Genomic DNA, 14,791 nt, shown 5'->3' on the forward strand with positions numbered 1-14,791 from the left:
TCATACCTTCCCTTCATCTCTTTCACTCAGGTATTTTTCATATTCTGACGGTGTCAAAAAGACAATATTCTTATCATTATATAATTGTGTAAGATACATGCCAAACATTCTATTTTTCATTTCCGCCTCTTTGGAACTTATTGAAATTCTCATGTTTCCATCATAATAGTTTTCATTCACATCCCCCGAGAATCCATCAAATCCTGCTAAGTACACTTTTTTTACACCTAATTGATTCAATATATTCAACACAATGGCTCCCGCCGAATCCTGTATGTCAGGAAAATTTATGATCCAATGCAGATAATCTACAATCTTAACACTCTCTGGCGGATCATCATCCATATTAGATGGCGCTATCACATTATTTTTTCTATTTTTCAAACGGGAATAAAAATCTTTTCTTGTCACAAAAATATAATCCGTGTCGTACTCCTCATTATTCAGACTGACCGAAACAATTTCCTTTTCCTGAAGTTTTGACCAGATTTCTTCTTTTGCTCTTATAATACTCTTTCCCGGCGCAATGAGCAAAACTTCCTTCTCCGCAAAGCTCTGTTTTAATTGCTGTATAATCTTTCCATCATCTGCCTGTTTTCTCTGATTGTATTTTGTATATACCTTTTCCGCATATTGTTTATCAAATGAATCTCTTTTTTGAGGTTCTATTGCCTTTAGCAGTTCCGCCACATCGCTTATTGGCAACATATGCTTCCCGTAAAAATATTTCGCATAACTCGGCGAACACTGATTGATTGATGAAAGATAATACTCTATCGAATATCCCCAGGAAAATTCTTTTTCCAATACTTTCATAACCTGATCCATTACATCCATCAATGCGGTTGTATGATATGCATTGCCATATTGTCTGTTCAAATCTTCAAGCAGGAGTTCCGTATTCAAATTTCCTGCGCCTTTTCCCATTCCTAAAATAGATGAGTCAATGACTATTGATCTTTGAATATTCATCGACAACAGAGCTATGACATTGGAATAAGCCAGCTGCAAATTATTGTGTGTATGCAAACCCAGCCGTATATCGGCATTTAGATTATGATCCACTAAGCCAGCTATTCTTGTTACATCCTCCGGTCTCATTTCGCCAAAACTGTCTACAATATAAAGCGCCTCTGTTCCCGATAGTTCACGATTTATGCCCTCTATCAGCTCCAGTAATTCAGCATCTGTATAATGGATGGTCAGCATTGGCTGCATAAACAATTTATATCCTTTTTTCAGTATCTCGTTTCCAACCTTTAGTGCTTTCACCGCATCCTTTTTATGAAATGCCAGACGAATTCCATCAATTCCTTTTGGATTTCTTTCTTCCAACAGATCTACATCAAATTTTCCATAATCAATCATCGCAAGGTATGTTGATTCTTTTTTCTTTTCTTTCAGGAAATTACTATATATAACCTTTTCATCACAGAATTTTGTTCTTCCAACAGGGCTTCCTTCTTTTTGATCTATATATCCAAGTTCAATATAGTCAATTCCTGCTTTTTCTATGGAATCCAATATTCTTTCCATACTTGTTTGTCCAAAATTGAAATCATTTACGCATCCGCCATCACGCAATGTCACATCAAGTACCTTTATATCGCTCATAAACTTCTCCCATGCTTCCTATTTTCTCAAGCTATCATATATTGCATTTGCAATCACAAAATCTTCCGGATAATCAATATCTACTTCTTCAATCGAATCCACTTCACATATGTAAGGTTTATATCCAATTCTTCTTCCAGTTTTTTCAAACACATCTTTTGTAAAGACATAGCAGCCTACCGATTCTTTATAAATTCTAGGCAAATCCTGTGTTCTTGCTATACTTGATGGATCAAAATTTAACGGTTTTCCATCCTGCCACAAAAAATCCTGAACCACACCTGCTGTGAAGGCAGAATCATATTCCCCGGAACACACCTGCTTTACACATTCACGAATGGATTCCACTTTTACAAAGGGACTTGTCACATGCGCCAAAACAATAATATCCACATCTACTTTTTCCAAAAATGAGGATACAATGTCCTGGCATTTTGTTTCCGCAGTATCCAGTTCTTTCCCACGTTTTAAAAATTGTACTCGCCCGGATAGATACTCTTTTATAGATTCATCACTACAAAAACAATAAATGTCATCTATTTCATCCACCTGCGAAATCGTATCAAACATCAGTCTGCACAGCGGCGTTCCATCTGAAAATGCTTTGACATTTTTCCCTGGAAATCTCTCATTATTCAGTTTAATCGGCAAATAAGCGGCTACTTTCATCATTCTTCCTCCTCATTATTGAAAAAAATATACCCAGTCTATTGATATTTCATGATCCCCCGGAGCAATCTCTCTGACTTCCATATCTATACCTCCGTTCCCTTTTTCAATATACCGTACATTTTCATTTCTACTACTTTTCACATCATCGATCCTAATACTTTTTATATCTGCGAACCCTCCCACATCAACAAACGGATAATATATCAATTGTTTTATAGTTATCTCATTTTTAAATTTAAACCTGCTTCGTATTATTCCGCCGGACTGCTCATTTACGCATGTAATCTCCTCACTGATATCTTCTGCAGCTTTTAACACTATTTTTGAATACAGTACCTCATAATTAATCGGAAAATCTATATCACCAGTCAGCAAATCTTGAATCATCCTCTTATCTATATGGCGCATTTTCAAAACATACGAAAATCGGTTCTCTTCATCCATTCTAAAGAACATTTCTTTATCATATCCAAAATAATCCATATAATAGTTAAAATGCTTCATATAAATATCATACTCAGAAGGTTTTTGCTTGAATCTCCATCTCCAATAATCCGCATCAAACATCAAGGCTGATGGTATCAAATATCCAAACATATAATAATTCAGCTTATGAATATCTACCTTTTCAACGCTACAGATATCTTGGGTGCACATAAACTGAAGAGATGACAAATTTCCTCTTAAAAAGGTTGTTCTATCCCATAAAAGAGCTTTCAGTAAAATCTGTGAATCTATACTTGTCACTCTTTTACAGCTCAATATAAAAGAAATCGGATCATTTCTCTCATGCTCTTTTTTCGGTCCTTTGTCATTTCCATTCCACGGAATACCCGGATGATCCCGGATGATAATGTCTGTTGTCTTTAATTTTTTTCGCGCTTCATAATATAAATCGGTATCCGTGTATTTATATTTTGAATAATCATATGGGTAAATGGAACATGCCATTTTACAGATTCCCAATTCATGTTCCGGTTCACACTCCATGATTTTTAAAAGCGGAATATTTTTCTTTTTTCCAAAAATTGCAAGCAACTCCCGATTGGAGAAAACAATCGGAACCTGCTTACCGCTTTTATAAGTCATATATCGTTTTTCGGCTTCTTCAGATTGCCTGATTGCCCCATCAATTGCAGCCACATACAATGTTTGTGTATATCCGTGAATTTTTTTTACAGCAGAAAAACAATAGGATATGATTGGACACTGATATTTTTCTCCAAGATAAGCCACACTGGCAAATGTATCCAAACAGTTGAAGATTGCCTCTACTTTGGTCTCTTTTCTTTTCGCCAGCTCTTCCTCTATAATCCGAACCAGTTCCATCTCCAAACGCGGATATCTGTTTTGTAAAAGAAATAGCAACATCTCACTCCGTGAAACCAGCCTTTCCTCTAAATCATCAAAAATTTCATCCCGAATAAAGCCTTTACTGACATCTTGGTATTCCTCTTTGCCTAATCGCCGCATTTCAAATTCATCATAAAAACGTGATTCGCAATTTTTCGCATACTCTTCATAATGCTCTTCTATATACTTATGTGTAATTACTAAACAATCATTTTCCCTTGCATGGGAAATATTTTTGAGAAACCACTTATACCTTTCTCCCATTCCAAAGTATTCTGCGTCAAAAATAATTGAAACAAACATATTTTTCTTTCCTATTCCATCTCAATCCTAAATTTCTTTTCTACATGATCCATGACCGCATTTAGCCCTTCCATTGTTTCTGAGCAGGCAATATAGTAACCTATTCGCGCAGAATCAGATTCGCAATCTCCTATTATATCGCCCTCACTGAAATTCAACGCATATTTTTTTATATCTGCCTCTTTTTCCAAGTAATCTATTCCATGTATTTTTTTTACCCTGCCACCTCCATGCGGTGTATGAAAAAACTTCAAAACTGCCACGCGATCCCTCAGCTGTCCGCTGATCTCAAATGTTCTCTCTGCGCATTCTCCTAACGCACAGTCAAGCAGATATTCATATGTATGATACCCTGACAAGTACTGAGAAATCACAGACGAAATCATGTTTCCCCCTCCTCTTGCCGCAATTTCTATTAAATAAAATTTTCCATTTTCATACTTGTATTCCGCATGTGTAAGCCCAAATGGTAATTTTGATTTTAATATATACAAATCATTAACGTTTCTTAGCCGCTCATAATCAAACTTCTCATTGCTATAAGAAAACAGCAATTCATCTGCAATATTACAGTTATGTTTAAAATGCTTTTTCTCGCTGATTGCCAGCGTATAATGTGCTTCTGATGTTTTTATTCCATCTATAGTAAATTCCGTGCCATTTATATACCTTTCTGCCAAAACTGCCTTCTCAATCCGTGAATATGAAAGTGTTTCTTCAAAATATTTTTCTATATCCTGCTCTGATTTGACCGTATGCACGCCTTTACTCGCATTGCAATCAATCGGTTTTATAATAATCGGCTTTTTTATCTCTCGCAAAAAAAGAAGTACTTCTTCCTCCGTCTTACAAAGTCTGTATTCCGGATAATTTAAACCTATTTGTCTGCAAAATTCTTTCATCTTATACTTATCTGTAAACAATCTTGCCTCGGCAGAACCAATCGTAGCTAAATGAAATTTTTCTCCAATTCTCGCAATCACTGGTGTCGCTATATCACATTCATCAGAAACAACTGCGTCTATCGGATTACGCTCTATAAATGCGTCTATTTTTTTATTATCAAATATGTCGGACTGTAAAAACTTATCTGCATACGCTCTACACGGAGCATTTTCAGACGGATCTGCAACATATAGGTTGTATCCTCTTTCCCTTATTGTTCTCGCCAGATCCATCTGCCACTTTGTCCCTGGCAATAAAAGGATTGTTTTCTTCATATCAAACCACCAACTCACATATTTTTTCTATATCTTCTATACGAAGTTTTTCATAAAAAGGCAATACCAGAACCTTATCGGATAATGATCTGGCATATTCTAGCTTTTCTTGCCTGTATTTATTTTTAAAACATGCCTGATCGGAAGTCAACGGATAGAAATACTTCCTTGCATATATCTTTTTCTCCTTTAATCTATCATATAATCCATCTCTAGTCGCTCTATAATCTTCCTCCACCACAATCGGAAAATATGCATAATTTTTCTGGCACTCTTTCCTCTCATCAAAGAATCTGATGCCTGGAACATCACTCAACAATTCGTAATATCGCTCATAACGGATTTTTCTCTCCTGTATCGCCGTGTCGATATGTTTTAAATTGCACAACCCCATGATCGCAGAAAACTCATTCATCTTTGCATTGGCTCCGACCGACACTACCAGTTCTTCTCCTCGTATTCCAAAGTTTTTCAGATTATATAATTTATCATATAATTTCGGATCCGAAAAAGTTACCGCTCCGCCTTCAATGGTATTGAATACCTTTGTCGCGTGAAAACTGAAAACGGATGCATCTCCATAATTTCCAATCCCTTTTCCTTTATAGGTAACACCAAACGCATGCGCCGCATCGTAGATCACTTTTAAACTGTATTTATCTGCTATCCGCTGGATTTCTTCCACATTACAAATATTTCCGTATACATGCACCGGTACGATCGCAACTGTATTTTCTGTGATCAGCTCTTCGATCTTTGTTTCATCTATGGTTCCATCACTGAGTTTCACATCACAGAACACCGGCTTTAAACGGTTTCTCACGATCGCATGCGTGGTAGATATGAATGTAAACGGTGTCGTGATAACTTCCGCGCCCTCCGGGAAATCCATTGCCTGAATTGCCATTTCAAGTGCCATATGTCCGTTTACCATAAGAGATATTTGCGGTACATCCAGATATTCTCTCAGTTCTTTCTCCAGTTCTTTATGATATTTTCCCATATTGGTGAGCCAATGGCTGTCCCATAGCGGTTTGATCGCTTCTATGTATTCTTCATACGTCGGCATCGACGACTGAGTTACATATATTTTTTCATTCTGTTTATCCATTATTTTTCCTCTAAAACTTCTGCTTTTTGTATCAGTACCGGTTTTCCGGTCTGCCTGTAAAGCCACACGACCGAACTCAGATCTCCGTAATAGGCATCGCTGAACCCGATCGCCGTATACATATCCGGCGTGTCATCATAAATTCCTATTTTCTCTTCCAGAAACCATTTCTTTAATGTGATATAGGCTTCATATAATTCCGGGCGCATGGACGCAATGGATGATTCCATCAACGGATGGGGGCGCCAGAGGAGAACTGCCTCTTTGCTGCCTTTAAAAAAGGTAAATACATCCTTCAGCTTCTCAATATATGCAGCACCGTTTTCCAACATCGCATTCAGGCTGGTGTTATACAAAATCACCTTTTTTCCTTTGCTTCTTTCCCGCCATTCTTGCGGTGCATCCACATTCTCCCGGTTTAACGCCCGTACCTTGTCAAATTTGGGCGATCCGAGCGGAAGCAGCTTGTCCTCAATCGGAAAATCCGGCGCCGCTTTCTTAAAGTACCGGATGTAGTCATCCTTTTCCGTTTCATTCTGGACAACAACATAATCCGCATATATTACACCGGTCGTCAGTGCGTAGTTTTCCGGTATTCCGTTTCCCTCCAGGACAAAATACGGTACATAGACCAGTTTCTCTGTATACCGCTTCAGATTTTTGGAATAAAAAAACGGATGCACACTTGTCACATGATTTCCACCATCGTATGGATTATGTATGAATACGATATCCGGCCGCCTTGCCTCAAAATCATACGAATCATACCCCGTCACCGGAATATAATCGGGATATTCCCCTCCCTCATAATGTTCTTCTCCAAGAGTTCCATCCGCTTTTTTGTCATAGTAGGGAATCGGTATGACATAGGCATCGCACGTCTCGTCCTCTCTTGCCGCCAGCCAGATACTTTCCAGCGAATCCCACATGGACGCTTTGTAGGGAAGAAAAACCGCTTCTAACTTGTCCGGTATCTCCTTTTGTGTATATTGTATCACGTTCTGCAAGATTTTTTCTGCCCGTTTTCCCAAGTCTTCTCTCTTTTTCATATCCTGTTCCACAGCAGTCATATAGATCAGTTCACAATAATCTTCCAGTCCGTGAACGCAATCGAATCCTTCACCATATACTGTCTCAATCTGCGTTCCAATATCTACCGCCATATTCTGGCAACGCGCAAAGGTATCCTGTAACTGCGCTTCCGCAATCACATCTGTGATAATTTTCTGATTCTCGCTACAAAGTTCTTCCAGTTTTTTGAATATCTGCTTTCTTACTGTTCTACTCATTGTTTCTTCCTGATTCCAAACGCAGCCTACTGTATACTGCTGCCGGCACAAATTTTTTTACCGCTTCCCAGTTATCCTCTTTGATCCATTTGCGTACCGCAGAAGCACTGATGATCCCTTGATCGGTCTCAATCCTTTTTATTTCCTCCACCTCAATTCCATAATTGGGCAGAATCCTTTTCATAGCTTCATTATACTGTCTGGTAACCGGATCCAAAAGTTCTTCCCCGACAAAACGCTTTGTAATCCCCAACTCCTTCGCCACATATTCTCCAAAAATCGTCAGATCATGTGCTGCGTCCAGGGTATCTTCTTTCTTTTCTTCTTTTTCAAAATATAGAGGCATCGTTGCATAGGATAATACAAATTCTCCTGAAGGCACAACGATCACATTTTCAAATTGTTCGGTTACCTGCTTCACCATTGCAAAACGTTCTTCAAATCTGAAATCCGATTTATCTTCCTGCACCACAAAAATATAAAGATAATCCACTTTACTTCTTGCATGCTCGATCAGATAAAGATGTCCTCTGGTCATTGGATTGCAATTCATAACAATGGCTCCCACCGAACTTCCTTTTTCAATCCTTTGACACTCTTTCACTTGTCTAATATATTTTTCTAACTTTTTCTGCGCTTTTTCATCCAGTATAACTTTTCCCATTTGCAGACATTTGGGATCATCGCTTACTGTATCGTTTAGTAATGGCTCTAACCAATTTGCCATTGCATTAGCAATTTCAAAACATCCCTTTGCCGTTGCATGCATGGGTATATCCCAAAACCAGTCATCCTGCCGTTTTTTTATAATATCTGCTACTGGCAGATCACTCTGATAATCTGGCTTTTTTTCCATCAGGCGATCAATCAGAATTACAATATCATTTTCCATCAACGTTAGACTTTGTATCATTTCCTCATAAAGCATGCTATGGTGTAAGGGATACATGATACACTCCACGGCGTAATCTTTCTCCTTCAGTTTTTCCGCCAAAATACATCCAATACTTTCTTCTTCCCTAAGAACGCAATAGCTCATTGCTATACACGGGCCTATAATGTAAATGTGATGTTTTCCATTTCCATAATTTTTTGTTTCTATGCTTTTTCCCCGCACATAAAATTCTTTTGAATTTTGTTTTCTCACATTCTGCGCATCCAACCACGCCTCCCAGTCAATCTTTTCCCCTATAATTCTTTTAATCTGGCTTCTGCCCACAATATCATCCCAGCATCTTTTCTCCAGCGGAAATACTCTATGCATACGTCGAATTTCTTCGCCTGATGTCTTGCTTCGACTTTCCGTAGGAAAATACATCGTCTGCACTTTTACATTTTTATTTTTAAGATCCTTTTTTATTTTTTCCGTCAAAAAAGAGTGTTTATTCTGACCTACTTTCATTACAAATTTCCAATTCGAAAGAAGCTTATCCGATGCATATTCCCTAAAATGCTCTGCACCCTCTGCATAAATTGTCATCCTGCCATGTGCAGAATCATTCAACGTTCTGTTCTTGGCAGGAAAAAGCAGTTCCCATTTCTCTCCTTCGCAAAAATATGGAATATCATACATATCCAAAATATTTGAAAAAATATATGCCCACTCATTGCACTCATCAATACATACACTTTTTACCCGCGGATATGCCTCTTCAAAAAATAATAACGTGTCCTTTTCCTGTAATTCCATGAGCGCAATATCAATATAAAAAGTACTCAGCCCCTTCTCATATTCATATGCAAAATAAAGCAGTTGTCCCTGCTCATCAAACACCGGAATAAAGGCCTGTTTCCTTATGCCCCGTTCTTCTAATTGTTTCAGCAATACATGTAGATGTTCCCAGATCTGAGCGTCATCCTTTTTATGCACATATTTTTCCGTAATAATATACTCATCCCTGCCAGATGATGCCGTATGTAATAACGTCTGATAATTCAGATAGCCATAATAGGCACCCGCATCGTAAACCAGGATCATATCATCCGTGTGGCCTTTCTGGCAAAAATATGAAAACAACCAGCCTCTGTCCAGCTCACTCTTTTCCATGCAGTAAACTTCTGTATCCCAAAATCGTATCATCTCATCTTCTCCTACTTGATCCAGTCTTCCCGTTCCATCTTTAACAGTGCCTTAAACAGCTCCAAATCATCTACCGTCGTGACTTTTATATTTTTCTCCGATCCATAGGAAAAATATAATTTCTCGCCCAGCCGCAGCATCAGCGTATTGATATAGACCTCTCCCTTGATCCCTCTGCGCTCTGCCTCTTCGTATGCCCAAAGAGCCTTACCATACAGATACGCCTGCGGGGTCTGCACACGCATGATCTCTGTACGCGCAATGCCTTCCTGACCGGATATCCCATCTTCGGTTCGAACGATCGTCTCCTGACACCGGACCGCGCTGAGTCCCGATCCCTTCTGTCTGCATTTTACAATGGCATCCGTGATCACTTCCGCCGGAAGAAACGGACGCACCGCGTCATGCACCAGGATCACATCCTTTTCGCCACATACTTCCCTTAACGCTTCGATCCCATTTCTGGTGGATTCCTGTCCGTCGCCGCCTCCACTGACGATCCATTTCAATTTTGTAATGCCATATTGTCTGGCATACGCCCGCAGCACTTCGTGCCAGCCGTCAATACACACCACCGCTATCTCATCAATATCCGGATGTTTCTCAAAATTTTCCAGTGTATAGACGATCAGCGGTTTTTCGTAAACATTCATAAACTGTTTTGGTATATCCTGTGCTGTCCTGCTTCCGTGTCCGCCTGCCAGTATCAGTGCCACATTCATGACTCTTACCGTTCCTTTCTTTCGTTCTCTTCCTGATGTTTCATACGGTATAACGCCTTAAACATTTCCACGTCCTCTGTGCGGTTGATCTTCAAATTCAGATCCGACCCCGCAGAGAAACTGACTTTTTCTCCGAGATTTGTCAACATGGAACTGTTGTCCCATGCTCCAAGGCAGTTTTTCCCGACCGCCTCATTGTGCTTTTCCCAGATATACGCAAAGTCAAACGCCTGTGGCGTCTGCACTTTCATGATCTCATACCGGTTGATCGACTGATATCCTTCTTTTCCATCCGGCGAATGCATGATCGTATCCATGATGTAGGTCGCCGCCACACCCATTCCTTTTTTCCTGCACACCTTGATACTGTCCGTTATGAGTTCTTCCGATACCATCGGACGGATCGCGTCATGTACCACGACAATATCTCCCGCTCCCATGCGGTCTTTTAAGAGCTGCAACCCGTGATAGGTAGACTCCTGCGCGTCTTTTCCCCCGGGAATGATCTCCTTTAGCTTTGTGATATTAAACTGTTTTCCATATACCCGCACCATCTCCTGCCAGCCATCCAGGCAGGTGACAATGATCTCATCGATATCCGGATGATTCTGAAAGATTTCCAGAGTGTAAATAATGACCGGTTTATTGTTTACATTCACAAACTGTTTTGGTATGTCCATATGAAAACGCGGATCCAGTCCTCCCGCCAAAATCAACGCTGTATTCATCTTCTGTCCCCCTCACTCAATCAAAAAAGGACTTTCGCACTACGCAAAAAGTCCCCTTCTTTTGTTTCTTCAAGCGCCGCCAATTCCATTTGACCCAGCATTAAATTTTATATTTTATATATCGGCCGATTGTTCGTTTTTCCTAACCTCTGGCTAAGACAAGGTTTCTTCCATAAATATATAACTTGTCCCGCTGCTTATTACAATTATACCCTTATTGCACCTGTTACTCAATCCTTTTCTTATAAGTCAACTCAGCAATCAGCAGCTAAGCTTTGACCCTTAAAGGGGCACCCTGTAATCAGGATACCCCCTTTGCATTTACTCCGATTTCAAATTCAATTTTTTCTCCATCCGGCGCATTTCTTCGAATTCGCCCATATCCAGGAAGGAATCCTCGCTGATTGGATACATTCCAACCTGTTTTCCCTCTTGTATAAGTAAATCTGTCAGATCTGTCATATGAAAAAATGTATCTTCCGGTATCTTCTGTAACAGGTCCGGATTCAATACATACATTCCTGTATTTACAAAATAGGATAGTTTGGGTTTTTCCTCCATAGAAATAACAGTACCATTTTCCTTTGAATGGATCACTCCATATGGAACCACAATATTTTTTAACGCCGATACTATTGTGATCGCATTGCCGGACTCTTTATGATATTTGTAAATATCCGCATAATCAGCATGAATCAGGATATCACAATTTGTCACAATGATAGGGCATTCAAACTCTGTATCGATCAGCCGCAGACTTCCTGCCGTTCCAAGAGGCTTGTCCTCTTCCACATATTGAATGGAGTACTCCTTCGCCAGATCTGCAAAATAAGACTTGATCATGCTCTTTTTATAATTAACCGTAGCATAAAAATCTGCAACTCCATATTCCACAAATTTGTCAATGATACGTTCCATGATTGGAATATCCCCTATTGGTATCAACGGTTTGGGCAGAATTTTCGTATATGGGTAAAGCCTGGTTCCCTTTCCGCCCGCCATCACTACGACCGGAACCTCCCGTAACGTTTTCATGTCACGTTTTTCCATCTCTGTCACATCTTCACGATCCAGTATGATATCTGTGACTTTACCTTCTGCGTCCAAGACCGGAAGTGCCTTCACCTGCACTTTTTTCATATAATCCTGTGCCTGCGATTCCTCGCCGCGATATACAATCTTTGGATCCTTATTCATGATATCTGCCACTGCCACATCTAATTTTCCGGATCTTATGATCCATCGACGGATATCGCCATCCGTAACCGTTCCCTGCAGCCTGCCACTCTTATCTGCAATAAACAAGATCCCATGTGCATTAGCATCTATCTTTTCCATCGCTTCTACTATATGTAATGTACTTTCCCCCAGGAACTGAATCAATTGCTCTTTCCTCATATCGTTTATCTCCCGTTTAAAGTTTTCCTAATTCTTATTTTAAACCAGTAATATAGCAAAAGCAATGATAACAATTTTCAGATAACAATTTTTTCCTTCACTCCCTTGAATGTTGCGAACTTTTCCTCTACAATAGACTTCAGTATATAATCATCATTTTTACCCGGAGATGACAAAATGGAATTAGGCAGTGAATACGACTTAGATTTAAACAAACTGAATATCTCATCCAATAACCTCTTTCATTATCTGGAGTCTTATAATTGTCAGTTTTTTGACAGTGGGAGAAGCGCTCTTCGTCATATCCCGTTTAATCAAAATAAGGCTGTTCTTCTGCCCGAATTTATTTGTGAATCGGTCAGCAACTGTTTTTCATCCCAAAACATTATTTTTTATAATATAACCGAAGATTTGCAGATTGATCTCGACGACCTGAAACGGAAGATCACCCCACAGGTGGCAACACTTTACATCTGCCACTATTTCGGTGCCGTTCAGTCCGCACAAATCTTATCTTATCTGCGTCGTATGGCAGACGAATGTGGTATAATGATAATTGAAGATACAACGCAAAGTTTTTTTTCGATAAATCATATCACCGGGGACTATATGATCGCCAGCATCCGCAAATGGCTTCCAATTCCGCTTGGCGGCGTTTTGTATACAAAAAAAACTCAGGATTTACCCGCACTTGACCATATAAAAACCAGCAGCGACAACACACGCTCCTACGGTATGATACTCAAAAATCTTTTTTTGAAAAATGAACTGGATTGCAATGCTAAATACCGTCAGATATTTACAGAATGTGAAGAAAAATTGGACACTTCCGATGAGATACTACAGATATCGGACTTTTCCCGTTTTCTTATTTCCTGCATTGATATTCCAGAATTGATTGCAGCCCGAAGATCAAATTATCATTTTCTGACTTTGGAACTTCAAAAAATAGGACTTCAACCGGTTTGTGCCCTGGCAGAAAATGACTGCCCGCTGGTTTTTCCTCTACGTGTAAAAAACCGCGATTCTTTTCGAAGTTATTTAATGGAACACAAGATATACTGCGCTGTACACTGGCCATTTGATCACTTCCGGCCTGAATTCCGGCCAATGGCACAAAAAAACGCAGAGACATTGATCTCTCTTCCAATCGATCAACGATATCAAAAAAATGATATGACCTATTTAAGGGATATTATTTTTCAATATGGGGGTGAATTACTATTTTAAAAATATATCAACAAACAGATGCTGCTGCATGGGACATTTGTATAAAATCATTTATTAACTGGGATATCTATTATTTATATGAGTATGCACATTCTTTCATGCTTCATGGTGACGGTGAACCGTTGCTCATCTATTACGAAGATGCAGCTTCCCGCTTCTGCTATGTGGTCATGAAAAGCGACATTGCAGCTTCCGGACTATTTGGCGAACAACTTTCCGCTGATACATGGTACGATCTCGAAACACCTTACGGCTATGGTGGGCCATTGAGTGATCATAATATTCCAAAAGATTCCCAGATCCAGTTTCTAAAGGAATTACAGCATTACTGCCGGGAAAATCGAATTGTTTCACAGTTTGTACGTTTTCATCCGTTATTACTCAACCACGAGCTGCTTCCATATGTTATTGAAACACGTTATTTAAGAGACACCATATTTATGGATACCACAAATCCGGATCTGATCATGAAAAACATGGATTCCAAAAACCGTAATATGGTTAGAAAAGCAATTAAAAACGACGTCACTATTGTACGAAAAGACATTACAGACTTCAAAGATTTTATTCCAATGTATAATGAGACAATGGAAAAAAATCAGGCAGATGCATACTATACTTTCCAGACAGATTACTTTGAATCCTTAAAACTTCTTGCAGATTACGCATGCATTTTTTATGCAATGTATGAGGGAAAACCTGTCAGCGGCTCTATCATGTTTTATAATGACCGATATATGCATTACCATCTTTCCGGCACACATACAGAATACCGGAAATATTCTCCAGGAAACCTTCTTCTTTACGAAGCAGCATGTCAGGCAAGCAAAATGGGAATATCAAAATTTCATTTAGGCGGCGGCATGCTCCCGGATGATACTCTTTTTGGCTTCAAAAAGCAATTTAACAAAAATGGCAGAGCTCCCTTCTGGGTTGGTCGAACCATTTTTGATCCGGATGCATATCACGATCTGGTCATGCTGCGCAAAAAACTGAATCCCGAATTTGATGAAAACAATGGATTCATGATTCAATATAGAAAATAAACAAATTTATACACTTTATGGAGAC

General features: G+C 39.2%; 12 protein-coding genes. 2 read left to right on the forward strand and 10 right to left on the reverse strand.

The features are described 5' to 3' along the window. The 10 genes from H8Z76_RS06335 to H8Z76_RS06380 form a co-directional block, all read right to left on the reverse strand. Positions 1-1,614, reverse strand: coding sequence for an aldolase catalytic domain-containing protein (locus H8Z76_RS06335; RefSeq protein ID WP_147618480.1), 1,614 nt, complete (start codon positions 1,612-1,614; stop codon positions 1-3). Between the two features lie 18 nt (positions 1,615-1,632). Then, complete coding sequence (locus H8Z76_RS06340) at positions 1,633-2,286, reverse strand: acylneuraminate cytidylyltransferase family protein (RefSeq protein ID WP_243240449.1); 654 nt, start codon at positions 2,284-2,286, stop codon at positions 1,633-1,635. A 12-nt stretch (positions 2,287-2,298) separates the two neighbouring features. Further along, positions 2,299-3,942: a hypothetical protein gene (locus H8Z76_RS06345; RefSeq protein ID WP_186981974.1), complete on the reverse strand. Its 1,644-nt coding sequence runs from the start codon at positions 3,940-3,942 to the stop codon at positions 2,299-2,301. An 11-nt stretch (positions 3,943-3,953) separates the two neighbouring features. Further along, entirely contained in the window at positions 3,954-5,162 is a 1,209-nt protein-coding gene (locus H8Z76_RS06350; RefSeq protein WP_147618482.1) for an ATP-grasp domain-containing protein, read from the reverse strand. 1 nt (position 5,163) lies between these two features. Further along, entirely contained in the window at positions 5,164-6,273 is a 1,110-nt protein-coding gene (locus tag H8Z76_RS06355; RefSeq protein WP_147618483.1) for a DegT/DnrJ/EryC1/StrS family aminotransferase, read from the reverse strand. After that, positions 6,273-7,562, reverse strand: a complete 1,290-nt coding sequence (locus H8Z76_RS06360; protein ID WP_186981975.1) for a CDP-glycerol glycerophosphotransferase family protein — start codon at positions 7,560-7,562, stop codon at positions 6,273-6,275. The genes H8Z76_RS06355 and H8Z76_RS06360 overlap by 1 nt, the downstream gene beginning before the upstream one ends. Next, positions 7,555-9,432, reverse strand: coding sequence for an adenylyltransferase/cytidyltransferase family protein (locus H8Z76_RS13860; RefSeq protein ID WP_186981976.1), 1,878 nt, complete (start codon positions 9,430-9,432; stop codon positions 7,555-7,557). The genes H8Z76_RS06360 and H8Z76_RS13860 overlap by 8 nt, the downstream gene beginning before the upstream one ends. A 221-nt stretch (positions 9,433-9,653) precedes the next feature. After that, entirely contained in the window at positions 9,654-10,364 is a 711-nt protein-coding gene (locus H8Z76_RS06370; protein ID WP_186981977.1) for an IspD/TarI family cytidylyltransferase, read from the reverse strand. Positions 10,365-10,369: 5 nt separating this feature from the next. After that, positions 10,370-11,092, reverse strand: a complete 723-nt coding sequence (locus H8Z76_RS06375) for an IspD/TarI family cytidylyltransferase (RefSeq protein ID WP_147618487.1) — start codon at positions 11,090-11,092, stop codon at positions 10,370-10,372. A 321-nt stretch (positions 11,093-11,413) separates the two neighbouring features. Further along, positions 11,414-12,490 (reverse strand): nucleotidyltransferase family protein, encoded by a 1,077-nt coding sequence (locus tag H8Z76_RS06380; protein ID WP_022516198.1) that lies wholly within the window; start codon positions 12,488-12,490, stop codon positions 11,414-11,416. Between the two features lie 177 nt (positions 12,491-12,667). Between H8Z76_RS06380 and H8Z76_RS06385 the strand changes: the two genes are divergently transcribed. Both H8Z76_RS06385 and H8Z76_RS06390 read left to right on the forward strand, forming a co-directional pair. Beyond that, a complete protein-coding gene (locus H8Z76_RS06385) occupies positions 12,668-13,720 on the forward strand; it encodes a DegT/DnrJ/EryC1/StrS family aminotransferase (protein WP_186981978.1) in 1,053 nt (350 codons plus the stop codon). 98 nt (positions 13,721-13,818) lie between these two features. Continuing rightward, positions 13,819-14,766, forward strand: a complete 948-nt coding sequence (locus tag H8Z76_RS06390) for a lipid II:glycine glycyltransferase FemX (RefSeq protein WP_186981979.1) — start codon at positions 13,819-13,821, stop codon at positions 14,764-14,766. The last annotated feature ends 25 nt before the right edge of the window (positions 14,767-14,791 follow it).

The sequence above is a fragment of the Roseburia yibonii genome, assembly GCF_014297335.1.
Lineage (GTDB): Bacteria > Bacillota > Clostridia > Lachnospirales > Lachnospiraceae > Roseburia_D > Roseburia_D yibonii.